The sequence below is a fragment of the Loktanella sp. Alg231-35 genome, assembly GCF_900143545.1.
In the GTDB taxonomy this organism is placed as follows: domain Bacteria; phylum Pseudomonadota; class Alphaproteobacteria; order Rhodobacterales; family Rhodobacteraceae; genus Yoonia.
Map to the genome: position 1 here is coordinate 490,485 of NZ_FREV01000003.1, position 16,124 is coordinate 506,608.

Sequence of the window (16,124 nt, forward strand, 5' to 3'; positions counted from 1 at the left end):
CTTTAATAGGTGATATTATGGGGTTTCGGATTGTTTTCGCATTAGGTTGCGCGAACATCACAAGTGTTACATCTTGCACCTGTGCGCAACAGGTCTAAACCGCCCGGAAACACATGAGGCATGAGATGAAACCGGAATTCGACGTCTTTATCATTGGTGGCGGCATCAACGGCTGCGGGATCGCGCGCGATGCGGCGGGGCGGGGGCTCAAGGTGGCATTGGCCGAGATGAACGATCTTGGGTCGGCCACGTCCTCGGCTTCGACAAAACTGTTTCACGGCGGCTTGCGCTATTTGGAGTTCTTTGAGTTCGGGCTGGTCCGCAAGGCGCTGGTGGAACGCGAAGTGCTGCTCCGGAATATGCCGCATATCTCGTGGCCGATGCGCTTTGTGCTGCCCTACCACAAGGACATGCGGTTCGAGAACGACACACCGACGTCCAAGCTCCTCTCGACGGTGATGCCGTGGATGAAAGGGCGCAGGCCGGCGTGGCTGATCCGGTTGGGCCTTTTCATGTATGACAATCTGGGAGGGCGAAAGATTTTGCCAGGCACCCATGTGGTAGACCTTAAGACAGGTCCCGATGGTGCGCCGCTCAAGGATAAATTCGCAACCGCCTATGAGTATTCTGATTGCTGGGTTGAGGATTCGCGCCTTGTTGTGCTGAACGCCCGTGATGCCGAAGAACGCGGGGCGCGGATCATGGTGCAGACCAAGGTGGTGAGCGCCGAGCGCGTCGATGATCATTGGCAGATCGTAACCGAACATGCAGGCGTACAGCAGACGCATACCGCGCGCGCTTTGGTCAATGCTGGCGGTCCTTGGGTTGAAAATATTGTGCGGGGTGTGGCGCGGTTGAATACCTCTGAAGGCGTGCGTCTGGTGCGCGGCAGCCATATCGTGACCAAAAAGCTATTCGATCACGACAAGGCTTATTTCTTTCAGGGCGAAGATGGCCGGATCATTTTCGCCATTCCCTATGAGACGGATTTCACCCTGATTGGCACGACAGATGCAGAGCATGACGACCTGTCAGAGAAACCCTATGCGACGGAGAAAGAGCAGGACTATCTGTGCGCCTTTGCCTCTGAATATTTCGAAAAACCCGTGACCCGCGACGATGTGGTCTGGACCTACTCCGGCGTCCGTCCGCTGTATGATGACGGGGCAAAATCGGCAACGGCGGCGACACGCGATTATGTGCTGTCGCTGGATGATGACGGCGCGCCTTTGCTGAACATCTTTGGTGGTAAGATCACGACCTATCGCAAACTGGCCGAGAACGCGCTGCAAAAGCTCACACCGCTATTGGGTGGCGCTCATCCGTGGACTGAAATCGCCGCCCTGCCGGGGGGGGATTTCAAAGTACAAGATCGCGATCAGTTGGTTGCGGACCTTGCCGCGGACTACCCGTTTCTGAGCGACCGCTGGGCATTGCGTATGATCAAAGGTTTCGGCACCGAGGCGCGCGAGATTTTGCGCGGTGCAAAGACGGCGGATGATCTGGGCCGCGATTTTGGCGCAACGCTGAGCGAGGCCGAGGTCAAATGGCTGATGTCGCGCGAATTTGCGCGCACGGCCGATGATGTGGTTTGGCGCCGCTCAAAACTCGGTCTGCGGTTGACCGCAGATCAGATTGCAACCCTTGACGCCTTCATGACGGCTTGAAACAAAAAAGACAAATCGGGGGAATACCATGACCTATATTCTGGCCATCGACCAAGGCACGACATCCAGCCGCGCGATCATCTTTGACGCGGATATGCGCGTGAAAGCCACCGCTCAGGAGGAATTCACCCAGCATTTCCCGCAGTCTGGCTGGGTAGAGCATGATCCATCCGATATCTGGTCCTCTGTTGCGGCGACGTGCCGGGGTGCATTGGAAAAGGCCGGGATCACGGCCAGCGATGTGGCGGCGATTGGTATTACCAACCAGCGCGAAACGACGCTGATCTGGGACAAGGCGACGGGTGAACCCATTCACAACGCCATTGTCTGGCAGGATCGCCGAACCGCCCCTTTTTGCGAAGAACTGCGCCGCGAAGGGTTTGAACCGACGATCACTCAAAAAACCGGCCTGCTGGCTGATCCCTATTTTTCCGGCACCAAGGTGCATCACATCCTTAACAAGGTCGACGGCGCGCGGGCGCGGGCCGAAGCCGGAGAGCTGCTGTTTGGTACTGTCGACTGTTACCTCATCTGGAAGCTAACAGGCGGTAAACGGCATGTCACAGATGCCACCAATGCGGCCCGCACCATGCTTTATGATATCCGCGAGGGGCGGTGGAGCAGCACGATTTGCGACCGTTTTGGTATTCCGATGAAGATGCTGCCTGAGGTGATGGATTGTGCCGCAGATTTCGGCACCACGCGCGCTGATCTCTTTGGCAAGGAACTGCCCATCCTGGGCGTGGCTGGCGATCAGCAAGCCGCAACAATCGGGCAGGCCTGTTTTGCCCCCGGCATGTTGAAATCTACTTATGGGACTGGCTGTTTTGCCCTGCTGAACACCGGCGACACGTTGGTAGAAAGCAAAAAGCGCCTGTTGGGAACGATTGCCTATCAATTCGATGGGAAACCGACCTATGCGCTGGAAGGGTCGATCTTTATCGCTGGCGCGGTCGTGCAATGGCTGCGCGATGGTTTGAAAATCATCCGCGAGGCCAAAGAAACGCAACCTTTGGCGCAGACTGCCGACGAAGGGCAAGAGCTTTACATGGTGCCGGCGTTTACCGGGCTGGGTGCGCCCTATTGGGACGCTGACGCGCGCGGTGCGATCTATGGGCTGACCCGGAACTCTGGCCCGGCTGAGTTTGCACGGGCGGCGTTGGAAAGCGTCGGGTTTCAGACACGCGACCTGCTTGAGGCAATGAAGAGTGACTGGCAAGCCTCTGATGCAGATGGAGTTTTACGGGTTGATGGCGGGATGAGCGCTTCGGATTACTCGATGCAATTTCTGTCCGACATTATCGGCGCGCCGGTGGACAGGCCCACGGTGCTGGAGACAACAGCGCTTGGCGTTGCATGGCTCGCCGGAATGCGTGCAGGGGTCTATCCCGATCAGGAAGGCTTTGCTGCGAATTGGGCGTTGGACCAGCGGTTTGAACCGCAGATGGAAGAAGCGACGCGAGAACGCCGCTATGCTGGCTGGCAGGATGCGGTGAAGCGGACTTTGACGTAGCGTGGGTTTTACCCACCCTACGATCGCCGCGCCATCTCCCAAACTTCAAACTCCGCCGTGCGTTTATCGCGCAGCTTTGCCTTAACCTCTGCGGACAGCGACAATTCCATAACGGGCGATACATTCTTCTGCTTCAGCGTAATCGTCATATCTAGCCGTTCCTCCAGATATCCGATTACCTTGTCCCATTGCTCATACTGAAACAGATGCTGCGCGCCGATTTCTCCATCGTTGATCCGCAAGAACTTGTTTTGAGAGCCGACATTGGCATAGGGGGCGGGTGATCCTTTGCAATACTCCAGCACGAAGTCGTCGAAACTGACCTCTGCCGTGCTGTTTTCATGCCCGATCAAATCAGGCCGCGTGCGGTAGCGGTACCAGCTGCCCAACCAGTCGATAGGGTTGCGCACTACGGCCATCAGTTCCGGTTTTTGACCACCGGCCTGTACGAAAAACGGCTTAAGGAATCGTTTATAGCGGTAGCACGGCGCATGTTTGAGATGCGGTGGATCACGCAGGACCATGGACGCGCGCGGGGCCAATGCGCCCTCTAACGCGGTTGACCCGGTTTTCGGCACCGCAAGCAGCACCAGATTTTCTTGCCAGAAAACAAGCATTTGGTCGGTTTCTTTCGTGTTCGTCGCGCCCAATGCTAGGCGATAAACCTTTCCTTAACCACCTTTGGCGCAGGGTTCACGGTGAAAATTTATGTTGCAATGTTCTGCTTTTGATCTCATTAAGGATTAGAACACAAAGAGAACAAAAGCAGTGATTGCCGCCCTGCAGGGCGCGTGAAATAAGGACAGGACACATGGCAACGGCAGAACTCCTCAAAATGACTGATAAGAAGACCGCGGATAAAGAAAAGGCGCTGGAAAGCGCGCTGGCGCAGATCGAACGGCAGTTCGGCAAGGGCTCTATTATGAAGCTCGGCGGCGAAAACAAGATGGCCGACATCGAGGCGACATCGACAGGATCGCTGGGTCTGGATATTGCGCTGGGGATTGGCGGTCTGCCCAAGGGCCGTGTGATTGAGATTTACGGACCGGAATCGTCCGGTAAAACAACGCTGACACTGCATGCGATTGCGGAAGAGCAGAAAAAAGGCGGTGTTTGCGCCTTTGTTGATGCCGAACACGCGTTGGACCCGCAATATGCCAAGAAACTGGGCGTAAACTTGGATGAGCTGCTGATTTCGCAGCCTGATACAGGTGAACAGGCGTTGGAGATTGTCGATACGCTGGTTCGGTCTGGTGCGGTGAATATGGTGATCGTCGATTCCGTTGCCGCGCTGACGCCAAAGTCAGAGCTTGAAGGCGATATGGGCGACAGTTCCGTTGGTGTGCACGCCCGTTTGATGTCACAGGCGATGCGCAAGCTGACAGGTTCGATTAACCGCTCTGGCTGTATGGTGATTTTCATCAACCAGATCAGGATGAAAATTGGTGTGATGTTCGGTTCACCTGAGACGACGACAGGCGGTAACGCGTTGAAATTCTACGCCTCGGTCCGTCTGGATATCCGCCGCATTGGCGCGATCAAGGATCGCGATGAGGTTGTCGGCAATGCGACCCGCGTGAAAGTGGTTAAGAACAAGGTGGCACCACCATTCAAGCAGGTGGAATTCGACATCATGTATGGTGAAGGCATCTCGAAGATGGGCGAATTGCTTGATCTGGGTGTGAAGGCTGGTGTGGTCGAGAAATCCGGTGCTTGGTTCAGCTACGGTGACGAGCGGATCGGGCAGGGGCGTGAGAACTCCAAGGCTTTCCTGAAGGAAAACACCAGTGTTGCGTTGGAGATCGAAGATAAAATCCGTGCCGCCCACGGTCTGGATTTTGACCCGCTAGAAGGCGGCGCAAAAGATGGTGATGACGACCTCGTTGAGGTTTAGAACCGCCGACTGCGAAAACGCCCACATCATTGCATGATGGTGGAGAATACTCTGGGAAGGGGTGCCGTAGAATGCGGCGCCCTTTTTCGTTGTTTCGTGCTTCGTTGAAAGCGGCCTCCGGGGGAAGTTTGATTGGACATGGAAAACCGCAGGTTCTTTGGCTGTGGACAGTCCATAGGTGCAGGGCTATTTCTGCAGATCAACGTGCATTCTATCTGAAAGCCTGCCATGACAAGCCTTGCTGACATCCGTTCAACCTTTCTGAACTACTTTGACAAACAAGGGCATGAGGTTGTCGCCTCAAGCCCGCTTGTCCCGCGCAATGATCCGACGCTGATGTTCGCCAACTCTGGCATGGTGCAGTTCAAGAACCTGTTCACCGGGGTCGAGACGCGCGATTATACGCGTGCCACCTCCAGTCAGAAATGCGTGCGTGCCGGCGGCAAGCACAACGACCTCGACAATGTGGGCTATACGGCGCGGCACCATACGTTTTTTGAGATGCTGGGGAATTTCAGCTTTGGTGACTATTTCAAGGGCGAGGCCATCCCCTATGCCTGGGAATTGCTGACCAAAGAGTTCGGCATCAACAAAGATAAACTGCTGGTCACCGTCTATCATACCGATGATGAGGCGGCGGACATGTGGAAGAAGGTCGCGGGCCTGTCCGATGACAAAATCATCCGCATTCCGACCGATGACAATTTCTGGCGTATGGGGCCAACCGGCCCTTGCGGGCCCTGCACCGAGATTTTCTATGATCATGGCGATCACATCTGGGGCGGCCCTCCGGGATCGGAGGAAGAAGACGGCGACCGTTTCATCGAGATATGGAACGTTGTGTTCATGCAAAACGAGCAGTTCGAAGACGGCACAATGAAGCCGCTTGAAATGCAGTCGATCGACACTGGCATGGGGTTGGAACGGATCGGAGCATTGCTGCAAGGCAAGCACGACAACTACGACACTGACCTGATGCGCGCATTGATTGAAGCCTCTGCTGATGCCACGTCGACGGACCCCGATGGTCCGGGCAATACCCATCACCGTGTGATTGCGGACCATTTGCGCTCGACATCGTTCCTGATTGCCGAAGGCGTGCTGCCCTCCAACGAAGGGCGCGGTTATGTGCTGCGCCGGATCATGCGCCGGGCGATGCGCCATGCCCATCAGCTGGGCGGCAAAGATCCGGTGATGCATAAACTCGTCTCTGCCTTGGTGCAGCAGATGGGCGCCGCTTACCCTGAACTGGGCCAAGGCCAGCGGTTGATCGAAGAGACCATGTTGAACGAAGAGGTGCGGTTCAAACAGACCTTGGATCGCGGGTTGAAGCTCTTGGATGAAGAGCTGTCGGGCCTGCCGGATGATGCCGCATTGCCCGGTGAGGCGGCGTTTAAACTGTATGATACTTACGGCTTCCCGCTTGATCTGACGCAGGATGCATTGCGCGAAAAGGGCCGCGAAGTAGACACCGATGGCTTTGACGCCGCGATGGCTGCGCAAAAGGCCAAGGCGCGTGCAGCATGGTCAGGGACGGGCGAGGCTGCGGATAGTGCGATCTGGTTCAATATCGCTGACGAAAGCGGCGCCACAGATTTTCTGGGCTACGACACGCTGACGGCCGAAGGTCAGATCATGGCGTTGGTGACCGATGGGCAAACACAGGATCATGCCGATGGTACAGTGCAGATCGTGCTGAATCAGACCCCGTTCTATGCAGAGGCGGGTGGTCAGGTCGGCGATGCCGGCACATTGCGCACGGAAACCGGGCAGGCCGATATCACGGACACCAAAAAATTTGGCGATGTCTATGTGCATTTCGCCAAGGTGACCAACGGCCATTTGCACCAAGGGCAGGGCGCAGAGCTGGTGGTGGATGCGCAACGCCGCGCGACCATTCAGTCCAACCACTCTGCCACGCACCTGCTGAACGAGGCTTTGCGCGACGTGCTGGGCGATCATATTGCGCAGCGTGGCTCATTGAATGGGCCGGATCGGCTGCGCTTTGATTTCAGCCATACAAAGGCGTTGAACGCGGCCGAACTTGCGCAGGTCGAACGTGATGTGAATGCGGTAATCCGCCAGAACGGCACTGTTGAGACGCGGGTCATGACGCCTGATGATGCCCGCGAGATGGGCGCGCAGGCGCTCTTTGGGGAAAAATACGGCGATGAGGTCCGTGTTGTGTCCATGGGCCGTCAGGAGGGCTCGGGCAAAGGGACTTTTGGCAATACCTATTCGCTGGAACTTTGCGGGGGCACCCATGTGAAACAACTGGGTGAGATTGGCGCCTTTGTGACGCTTGGCGATAGTGCGTCTAGTGCTGGTGTACGCCGGATCGAAGCGCTGACCGGCCAAGCTGCGCTGGACCATCTGCGCGCACAAGACGGGCGGCTGGCGCAGGCGGCTGCTGCCTTGAAAGCCCCCAGTGCCGAAGTGGCAGAGCGCGTCAAGGCGCTGCTGGATGAACGCAAGGCGTTATCCAACGAAGTCGCACAATTGCGCCGCGAGTTGGCGATGGGGGGCGGTGCAAAAGAAACAGCACCCTCTGAGGTGATCAACGGTGTTGCGTTTCAGGCGCAGGTTTTGTCCGGCGTGACGGGCAAAGACCTGCCCGCGCTGATTGACGAGATGAAAGCGGCCATGGGCAGCGGTGCGGTTCTGTTGATTGCTGACACAGGCGGCAAGGTCGCCGTCGCCGTAGGTGTGTCCGAGGACCTGCTGGGCCGGGTGTCTGCCGTTAATATCTTGCGTGCTGTGACACCCGAACTGGGCGGCAAAGGCGGCGGCGGTCGCCCGGATATGGCGCAGGGCGGTGGCGCGTCCGCTGAGAATGCGAATGCCGGGATTGCAGCGGCGAAATCTGTTTTGGAGGGATTGAAATGAGCGCACTTTGGATTGCCCACGTCATGGTGACGGATGAGGCGGCTTACGGTGAGTATGCCAAACGCGCGACCGGCGCGATCGCCGATCATGGTGGCGTCTTTCTGGCCCGTGGTGGGGCTTATGAGCAGTTGGAAGGACCAGATCGCCCGCGCAATGTAGTGGCGCGATTCCCAAGCCTTCAGGCGGCCCATGATTGCTATTTCTCCGATGCCTACCAAGAGGCGTTGAGCTTTGCCAAAGGCGCGTCGCAGCGCGAATTGAGCATCGTCGAAGAGATCGGGTGAAGGGCCAACTGGCCCAGATGATGGCCACCCACGCGCATGTGGGGCGGCTAGAACGGATTGGGTTGCGCGCAGCGCGCTATGCCGAGATTGACGTCGTCGATCAGGCGGAGATCACAGAGACAGGTTTGATCGGCGATCATGGCCGTGCGGGCAAACGCGCGGTGACATTGATGCAGGCCGAACATCTGCCTGTGATCGCTGCACTCTCTGATAATGCCGCGGTGACGCCCGACATGCTGCGGCGCAATCTGCTGATTTCAGGATTGAACCTGTTGGCCTTGCGCAAAGGCCTGTTGCGCATTGGCGATGCCGTGCTGGACATCCACGGGCCATGTCCACCGTGTTCACGGATGGAAAAGGCGCTTGGCCCCGGTGGTTACAATGCGATGCGCGGACATGGCGGCTGGTATGCCAGCGTCGCCACGCCTCGTGTGATCAATATAGGTGACGTCGTGGCGCCAGCTTAGGCAGAACGGGCCTGCCGTTTACGCTCGTGCGGGTCCAGATAGCGTTTGCGCAGCCGGATAGCATTTGGCGTCACTTCGACCAATTCATCATCGTCGATATAGGCAATCGCCTGCTCAAGCGACATTGTCACTGGCGTTGTCAGGCGCACCGCTTCGTCGGTGCCAGAGGCGCGGACGTTGGTCAGTTTCTTGCCCTTAAGGGGGTTCACTTCAAGATCGTTTTCACGGCTGTGTTCGCCAATGAGCATGCCGGTATAGACGTGCTCTTGCGCACCGATGAACATCTTGCCGCGATCTTCGAGGTTCCACAGCGCAAAGGCGACCGAGCTGCCGTTTTCCATAGAGATCAGAACACCCTGACGGCGGCCGTCAATCTTGCCCTTATAGGCGGTTTGGCCGTGGAACAGACGGTTCAACACGCCAGAACCGCGCGTATCGGTCAGGAATTCACCGTGATACCCGATCAGGCCGCGTGATGGCACATGCGCGATGATGCGGGTTTTACCGGCACCTGCGGGTTTCATCTCGATCAGATCACCTTTGCGCGGACCGGTCAGTTTTTCGACCACAACGCCAGTGTATTCATCATCCACGTCGATGGTGACTTCTTCTACGGGTTCCATGCGCTGCCCATCTTCTTCGGTGAAAATCACCTGCGGGCGCGAGATGGAAAGTTCAAACCCTTCACGGCGCATGTTTTCGATCAAAACACCCATCTGAAGTTCGCCACGGCCCGACACTTCAAACGCGTCACCGCCAGGGGTGTCGGCGATTTTGATCGCGACGTTAACTTCGCTTTCCTTCATCAGACGTTCGCGGATCACGCGTGACTGTACCTTTTTGCCATCGCGACCAGCCAGCGGGCTGTCGTTGATGCCGAAGGTTACGGTGATGGTGGGTGGGTCAATCGGTTGGGCAGGGATCGGTGTTTCGATGCTTGGATCGCATAGCGTGTCTGCAACTGTCGCTTTGGTCATGCCTGCAATGGTGACGATGTCACCCGCTTCGGCCTGATCGATGGGCTGTTGTGCCAAACCACGGAACGCGAGGATCTTGGAGACCCGGAATTGTTCGATCTTTTCGCCCTCGCGCGACAGCGCCTTGATCGTGTCGCCTGCTTTTAGCGTACCAGCTTCGACACGGCCCGTCAGGATGCGCCCGATGAAAGGGTCGGCAGACAGGGTGGTTGCCAGCATCTGAAACGGCTCGGATTTGCGAGTGATCTGTGCGGGGGTGGGCACGTGCTCGACGATCAGGTCAAACAGCGCATCAAGGTTTTCGCGGGGACCGTCGAGGTCCGCGTCACACCATCCTGCACGGCCAGAGGCATACATGGATGGGAAATCAAGCTGCTCGTCTGTGGCTTCCAATGCAGCGAAAAGGTCAAACACCTCGTCCACTGCGCGGTCTGGTTCGCCATCGGGTTTGTCGACCTTGTTGACCACAACGATTGGACGCAAGCCAAGTGCCAGCGCCTTGGAGGTCACGAATTTTGTTTGTGGCATTGGGCCTTCTGCGGCATCCACCAGCAGAACAACACCATCAACCATCGACAGGATCCGCTCAACCTCGCCGCCGAAATCGGCGTGGCCGGGAGTGTCGACGATGTTGATGCGGGTGCCTTTCCACTCAACGGACGTACATTTCGCCAGAATGGTGATCCCGCGCTCGCGTTCGATATCATTGCTGTCCATGGCGCGTTCTGACACCGCCTCATTATCGCGGAACACACCGGATTGTTTGAGGAGTTCATCAACAAGTGTCGTCTTGCCGTGGTCAACGTGCGCGATGATCGCGATATTGCGGATATCCATTGGATCAGCCTTTTGGGTAAGTTGCCGCGCGGATACCGTGCAATTGCAGCAAAGGCTAGTGCTAATCGCTGGTTTTTCCGCAACGAAAAAAGGCGGCCCCATGGGACCGCCTTAATCGATGCGTTGACGCGCCGGACCTACATCGCGGCGTTCAGGTTCTCATCGATCTTCTCAAGGAACCCTTCGGTTGTCAGCCAACCTTGATCTGGGCCCACCAGCAGGGCGAGGTCTTTGGTCATGAACCCGCTTTCCACAGTATCCACAATGACTTTTTCCAGCGTGTCAGCAAAACCCATCAGCTGGCTGTTGTCGTCCAGCTTGGCGCGGTGCTTCAGCCCGCCAGTCCAGGCAAAGATCGACGCGATAGAGTTGGTCGAGGTCGCTTGCCCTGCCTGATGCTGGCGGTAATGGCGGGTGACGGTGCCGTGGGCGGCCTCTGATTCGACGATTTTGCCATCGGGCGTCATCAGCTGCGATGTCATCAGGCCCAGCGAACCAAAGCCCTGCGCGACCGTATCCGACTGCACATCGCCGTCATAGTTCTTGCAGGCCCAGACGAACTTGCCTGACCATTTCATTGCCGAGGCGACCATATCGTCAATCAGCCTGTGCTGGTATTCGATCCCGGCTTCGTCGAATTGTTCTTTGAATTCGCGCTCGAACACCTCTTGAAAGATGTCCTTGAACCGCCCGTCATAGGCTTTGAGGATCGTGTTCTTGGTGGACAGATAGACCGGCCAACCAAGGTTCAGGCCATAGTTGAATGAGGCCCGCGCGAAATCATAGATCGAAGCATCAAGGTTATACATGCCCATCGCCACACCGGCAGAGGGGCTGTCGAACACTTCTTTCTCGATCACTTCGCCGTCTTCACCGACGAATTTCATGGTCAGCTTACCGGGGCCGGGCATCAGGAAATCGGTGGCTTTATATTGATCACCAAAGGCATGGCGCCCGATCACAATCGGGTCGGTCCAGCCGGGCACAAGGCGGGGGACGTTTTTGCAGATAATCGGCGCGCGAAAGACAACGCCGCCCAGAATGTTGCGGATTGTGCCGTTGGGTGAACGCCACATCTCTTTGAGGCCAAACTCTTCGACGCGCTGCTCATCCGGGGTGATGGTTGCGCATTTCACGCCAACGCCGATTTCCTTGATCTTTTCGGCGGCATCAATTGTGATCTGGTCGTTGGTTTCGTCGCGGACCTCCATACCAAGGTCATAGTAAAGCAGATCAACATCAAGGTAGGGCAGGATCAGCTTTTTCTTGATGAAATCCCAGATGATCCGGGTCATCTCATCGCCATCAAGTTCGACGATAGGGTTCGCTACTTTGATTTTCGACATGGTGCGCGCTCCGCAGATAGTGGTTTACCCCTGCAATAGCCTAGTTCCGTTGCCACGGGAAGTCTGCATACATTTGTATACTGCATTGGGGCGGGGAGGTGGTAGGCCCGGCAGGACTTGAACCCGCAACCAAAGCGTTATGAGCGCTCTGCTCTAACCAATTGAGCTACAGGCCCCCTAAGAAATCGGAGTAGCAGACCATACGGAAGCGTCAAGCGAATGATCGCGGGTTCGGTGTTCCCTTTGGCCAAATCATGAGGTAACGACGGCCCAAAGATCAAAGGAGCTGCGCAGATGAGCAAGAATGGCCTGACCTATGCGGACGCTGGGGTGGATATCGACGCTGGCAATACGCTGGTAGAGCGGATCAAACCTGCGGCCAAACGCACCGCGCGTCCGGGGGTGATGGCCGGACTGGGTGGCTTTGGCGCGCTGTTTGACCTCAAAGGTGCCGGGTATACCGATCCGGTTCTGGTTGCTGCGACGGATGGTGTTGGCACCAAGCTGCGCATCGCGATTGATACGGGCAATGTGGATACCATCGGCATCGATCTGGTGGCGATGTGCGTTAATGATCTGGTCTGTCAGGGTGCAGAGCCGTTGTTTTTCCTTGATTACTTCGCAACTGGCAAGCTGGAACTGGACGCCGCAACCCGTATCATCGAAGGCATTGCCGCGGGCTGTGCTGCCTCTGGCTGTGCGCTGATCGGCGGCGAGACGGCGGAAATGCCGGGTATGTATGAGGCCGGAGATTTTGATCTGGCCGGTTTCGCTGTTGGCGCGATGGAACGCGGTGCTGAGCTGCCTGCAGGTGTGGTCGAAGGCGATGTGCTTTTGGGGCTAGCCTCGGATGGGGTGCATTCGAATGGTTATTCGCTGGTGCGTCGTGTGGTCGATTTGTCGGGCCTTGCGTGGGAAGATGATGCGCCCTTTGCTGATGGCACGTTGGGTGCTGCATTGCTGGCGCCAACCCGTCTTTATGTGAAACAGGCGCTGGCGGCCGTGCGGGCAGGCGGCGTGCATGCGCTGGCCCATATCACTGGCGGCGGTCTGACCGAAAACCTGCCACGGGTTCTGCCCGAAGGCTTGGGCGCAAAGATCGACCTGAACGCGTGGGATTTGCCGCCTGTGTTTCAGTGGCTTGCACAGACCGGCGGCATGGCAGAAGCCGAGCTTTTGAAAACCTTCAACGCGGGCATCGGCATGGTTCTATCCGTGGACGCAGAGCAGGCGGACGCCCTGACGGCCTTGTTGGCGGATCAGGGTGAAACGGTCCACAGGCTTGGCCATGTCACGGCGGGCGAGGGCGTGCGCTATTCAGGCGCGCTTTTGTGAACAAACGCGTTGCGATCCTGATTTCGGGTGGCGGGTCTAATATGGTGGCGCTCGCGGAAACGATGCGCGGTGATCATCCCGCACGGCCCGTTCTGGTGCTGTCCAACAATCCTGATGCGGGCGGGCTGGCGAAGGCGCGCAAGCTGAATATCCCAACGCTGGCCATCGATCACAAACCCTTTGGCAAAGACCGGGCAGGGTTTGAGGCGGCATTGCAGAGCGCGCTTGCGACGGCCAAGCCGGATATCATCTGCCTTGCGGGGTTCATGCGCATTCTGACCGCAGATTTCACCCGGAACTGGGAAGGGAAGATGTTGAACATCCACCCCTCTTTGCTGCCCAAATACAAAGGGTTGCACACCCACGCCCGCGCGCTTGAGGCAGGCGATGCCGCGCATGGTTGCACGGTCCACGAGGTGACTGCGGAACTGGACGATGGGCCGATCCGGGGACAGGCGCGTATTGCCGTGCGTCCCGATGATACGGCAGACACACTTGCCGCACGTCTTTTGCCGCTGGAACATCAGCTTTACCCGGCTGTTTTACGCCGTTTCGCGCAAGGCGACGACACCCCGGTCAATTTGCAGGGCTGACAGGCGCTTTTCATCACCCAACCAATGACCTATCGTCGCCGGAACCAAAGACACACGGACCAAGAATGAAAAGAATCACGACGACCGACGCGTTGGCCGCATTTTGTGCTGAGGCCGCCAAACGGCCTTATGTCACAGTTGATACAGAGTTTCTGCGAGAGCGGACGTATTATTCAAAGCTCTGCCTTGTTCAGTTGGCCTATCAGGACGAGGCCGGGGCCGATGCGGTGCTGGTTGATCCTCTGGCTGATGGATTGTCGCTTGATCCGCTTTATGCACTGTTTGAGGATCATGGCTGTGTGAAAGTGTTTCACGCCGCCCGTCAGGACCTTGAGATTTTCTATGTCGATGCCGGGGTGATCCCAGAGCCGCTGTTTGACACGCAAGTCGCCGCGATGGTCTGCGGTTTCGGAGAGCAGGCGGGCTATGAAACCCTCGTGCGCAAAATTGCCAAGGCCGATCTGGACAAATCCTCGCGGTTTACTGATTGGTCGCGCCGTCCGCTGACGGATGCGCAGGCGAAATACGCCTTGGCCGATGTGACCCATCTGCGTGACATCTATGAGTACCTGTCGGCCCGTCTGGCAAAATCCGGGCGCGTCAAATGGGTGGCCGAAGAAATGGCCGTGCTAGAAGATCCCGCCACCTATCAGGCCAATCCTGATGATGCCTGGAAGCGGGTGAAAACACGCACGCAGTCGGGCAGGTTTCTGGCGATTGTGCGCGAGTTGGCCCGGTTCCGCGAGATACATGCGCAAGAGCGCAATGTGCCGCGCAACAGAGTTTTCAAAGACGATGCAATGGTTGAATTGGCATCGACCAAACCCCAATCCGAACAGGACTTGGGCCGATCGCGCCTGTTGCTGCGCGAGGCCCGCAAGGGTGATATCGCCGCAGGCATCATTGCCAGCGTCAAGGCCGGTCTGGCTGTTAAACCCGAAGACCTGCCCAAGGCCGATAACAGCCGTGCCAAACTGCAGGTGAACCCCGCACTGGCGGATATGCTGCGTGTACTGCTTAAGGCCAAGACGGATGATGCCGAGGTTGCCCCAAAGCTGATCGCTACCTCTGCTGATCTGGATGCTTTGGCCGCTGGGCAACGCGACGTGGTCGCCTTGAAGGGCTGGCGCCGCGAAGTCTTTGGCAATGACGCGTTGCAGCTTTGCGAAGGGCAGGTGGGGCTGGCTGTGAAAGGCCAAAAGGTTGTCACCGTCACCCTTTGATCTGGACGCCGTCGGACGGCGGACCTACATCAGAGCAAGACCCAGAGATAAGAGTGCATCATGGCCAATCCCGATTTTGAAGATTTGGTGGACACCTTTGAGTTCCTTGATGATTGGGAAGATCGCTATCGCCATGTGATCGACATGGGCAAGGCGATGGACCCGCTAGAGGATGCGCTGCGCGTGCCTGCCACCAAGGTAGATGGCTGCGCCAGCCAGGTTTGGCTTGTGCCCAAGATCGAAAATGGCACTTTCACATTCCGTGGTGAAAGCGATGCGATGATCGTGCGCGGGCTGATCGCCGTGCTTCTGGCACTTTATAACGGGCAACCTGTGAGTGAGATCGCACGGATTGATGCAGCGGCAGAGCTAGGTCGGTTGGGGCTCAATGATCACCTATCGGCACAACGATCCAACGGCTTGCGGGCCATGGTCGAACGTATCCGACAAACGGCTGCGGCGGCTTAGGTCAGCGCAGTCAAGGCAGGCGTTAGATCACCATAACCGGTGAATCGCCTCTCGAACGCAAGCCCAAGGCGCGCTGCGCAAAGCTCTGCCTTTGCGGTTAAAGCCGGATCATCGGTCTGGGCCTGATAGACCAGCTTTTCATAGTTGCCAAAATACATGTCGCGCAGATCGGGGTGGCGGCCCAGCCCTAACGGTTCCCAAACGAAGGCATCAAATTGCCGGACAAGGAAATCGGTCAGGTAAAAGGCTGTCATCTCATCGCGCGCGGCAAAAACCTCATTGCCTTCAAAAAAGGAGTAGCAATGGGGCCCAGCGACCATTTCAACATCAAGCTCTGCGCAGGCGGCCTCTAGCTGGCCGCTGGTGCCGCAATCGGCATAAACGACAAAGATGGTTTCATAGGCATCGCGGTATTTGGCAACGGCCTCGCGGACCGCAGGCACAATGCGTTCGGGGTGATTATGCAGGATGGCGGGCAGGCACTGCAGGTCCAGATGATCCAGCCCGTCGGATTGCTTGATCGCAAGGATTTCGCGGGCCAAGGCACCGCAGGCAATCAGCAACACGCGGCCTTGGCCCTTGGGGGCCAGACCATCGTTTGTCAGGGTTGCGTCGTTGGTCACCTGTTCATCCT

The 16,124-nt window shown here is 57.3% G+C and carries 14 protein-coding genes and 1 tRNA gene; 10 read left to right on the top strand and 5 right to left on the bottom strand.

The genetic code is table 11. From position 1 onward, the window contains the following. The first annotated feature begins 125 nt into the window (after nt 1-125). Together glpD and glpK are read left to right on the top strand one after the other, a co-directional pair. Nucleotides 126-1,667 carry a glycerol-3-phosphate dehydrogenase gene (glpD, locus tag DHN10_RS09350; RefSeq protein ID WP_108815031.1) on the top strand — a complete coding sequence of 514 codons (1,542 nt, stop codon included), beginning with the start codon at nt 126-128 and terminating at the stop codon, nt 1,665-1,667. Between the two features lie 28 nt (nt 1,668-1,695). Continuing rightward, nucleotides 1,696-3,180: a glycerol kinase GlpK gene (glpK, locus tag DHN10_RS09355; protein ID WP_108815032.1), complete on the top strand. Its 1,485-nt coding sequence runs from the start codon at nt 1,696-1,698 to the stop codon at nt 3,178-3,180. Nucleotides 3,181-3,197: 17 nt separating this feature from the next. Here glpK and DHN10_RS09360 read toward each other — a convergent pair whose 3' ends face one another. Further along, a complete protein-coding gene (locus DHN10_RS09360; protein ID WP_108815169.1) occupies nt 3,198-3,797 on the bottom strand; it encodes a gamma-glutamyl kinase in 600 nt (199 codons plus the stop codon). Between the two features lie 194 nt (nt 3,798-3,991). Between DHN10_RS09360 and recA the strand changes: the two genes are divergently transcribed. From recA to DHN10_RS09380, 4 genes are all read left to right on the top strand, one after another. Beyond that, nucleotides 3,992-5,074, top strand: coding sequence for a recombinase RecA (gene recA / locus DHN10_RS09365; RefSeq protein ID WP_108815033.1), 1,083 nt, complete (start codon nt 3,992-3,994; stop codon nt 5,072-5,074). Nucleotides 5,075-5,302: 228 nt separating this feature from the next. After that, on the top strand, nt 5,303-7,960 hold the full coding sequence (gene alaS, locus DHN10_RS09370; RefSeq protein ID WP_108815034.1) for an alanine--tRNA ligase: 2,658 nt from the start codon (nt 5,303-5,305) through the stop codon (nt 7,958-7,960). Beyond that, nucleotides 7,957-8,244, top strand: coding sequence for a DUF1330 domain-containing protein (locus DHN10_RS09375; protein ID WP_108815035.1), 288 nt, complete (start codon nt 7,957-7,959; stop codon nt 8,242-8,244). The genes alaS and DHN10_RS09375 overlap by 4 nt, the downstream gene beginning before the upstream one ends. After that, nucleotides 8,241-8,711 carry an MOSC domain-containing protein gene (locus DHN10_RS09380; protein WP_108815036.1) on the top strand — a complete coding sequence of 157 codons (471 nt, stop codon included), beginning with the start codon at nt 8,241-8,243 and terminating at the stop codon, nt 8,709-8,711. Before DHN10_RS09375 ends, DHN10_RS09380 begins: the two co-directional genes overlap by 4 nt. Here DHN10_RS09380 and typA read toward each other — a convergent pair. The 3 genes from typA to DHN10_RS09395 form a co-directional block, all read right to left on the bottom strand. Then, the gene (typA, locus tag DHN10_RS09385) at nt 8,708-10,525 is read right to left on the bottom strand and encodes a translational GTPase TypA (RefSeq protein ID WP_108815037.1); all 1,818 of its coding nucleotides are present in this window, start codon (nt 10,523-10,525) and stop codon (nt 8,708-8,710) included. The two genes, DHN10_RS09380 and typA, sit on opposite strands and share 4 nt — an antisense overlap. Before the next feature lie 137 nt (nt 10,526-10,662). Beyond that, complete coding sequence (locus tag DHN10_RS09390) at nt 10,663-11,871, bottom strand: NADP-dependent isocitrate dehydrogenase (RefSeq protein WP_108815038.1); 1,209 nt, start codon at nt 11,869-11,871, stop codon at nt 10,663-10,665. 99 nt (nt 11,872-11,970) lie between these two features. Next, a tRNA-Ile gene (locus tag DHN10_RS09395) sits at nt 11,971-12,047 on the bottom strand. A gap of 118 nt (nt 12,048-12,165) precedes the next feature. Between DHN10_RS09395 and purM the strand changes: the two genes are divergently transcribed. The 4 genes from purM to DHN10_RS09415 all read left to right on the top strand — a co-directional run bounded on the left by purM (nt 12,166) and on the right by DHN10_RS09415 (nt 15,490). Continuing rightward, nucleotides 12,166-13,206 (top strand): phosphoribosylformylglycinamidine cyclo-ligase, encoded by a 1,041-nt coding sequence (purM, locus tag DHN10_RS09400; RefSeq protein ID WP_108815039.1) that lies wholly within the window; start codon nt 12,166-12,168, stop codon nt 13,204-13,206. Beyond that, nucleotides 13,203-13,799 (top strand): phosphoribosylglycinamide formyltransferase, encoded by a 597-nt coding sequence (purN, locus tag DHN10_RS09405; RefSeq protein ID WP_108815040.1) that lies wholly within the window; start codon nt 13,203-13,205, stop codon nt 13,797-13,799. The genes purM and purN overlap by 4 nt, the downstream gene beginning before the upstream one ends. Before the next feature lie 65 nt (nt 13,800-13,864). Then, nucleotides 13,865-15,022: a ribonuclease D gene (rnd, locus tag DHN10_RS09410; RefSeq protein WP_108815041.1), complete on the top strand. Its 1,158-nt coding sequence runs from the start codon at nt 13,865-13,867 to the stop codon at nt 15,020-15,022. Nucleotides 15,023-15,082: 60 nt separating this feature from the next. Continuing rightward, nucleotides 15,083-15,490 carry a SufE family protein gene (locus DHN10_RS09415; protein WP_108815042.1) on the top strand — a complete coding sequence of 136 codons (408 nt, stop codon included), beginning with the start codon at nt 15,083-15,085 and terminating at the stop codon, nt 15,488-15,490. Here the strand turns inward: DHN10_RS09415 and DHN10_RS09420 are convergent. Beyond that, on the bottom strand, nt 15,487-16,113 hold the full coding sequence (locus tag DHN10_RS09420) for a DUF1638 domain-containing protein (RefSeq protein WP_108815043.1): 627 nt from the start codon (nt 16,111-16,113) through the stop codon (nt 15,487-15,489). The genes DHN10_RS09415 and DHN10_RS09420 overlap by 4 nt on opposite strands. Nucleotides 16,114-16,124: the final 11 nt, after the last annotated feature.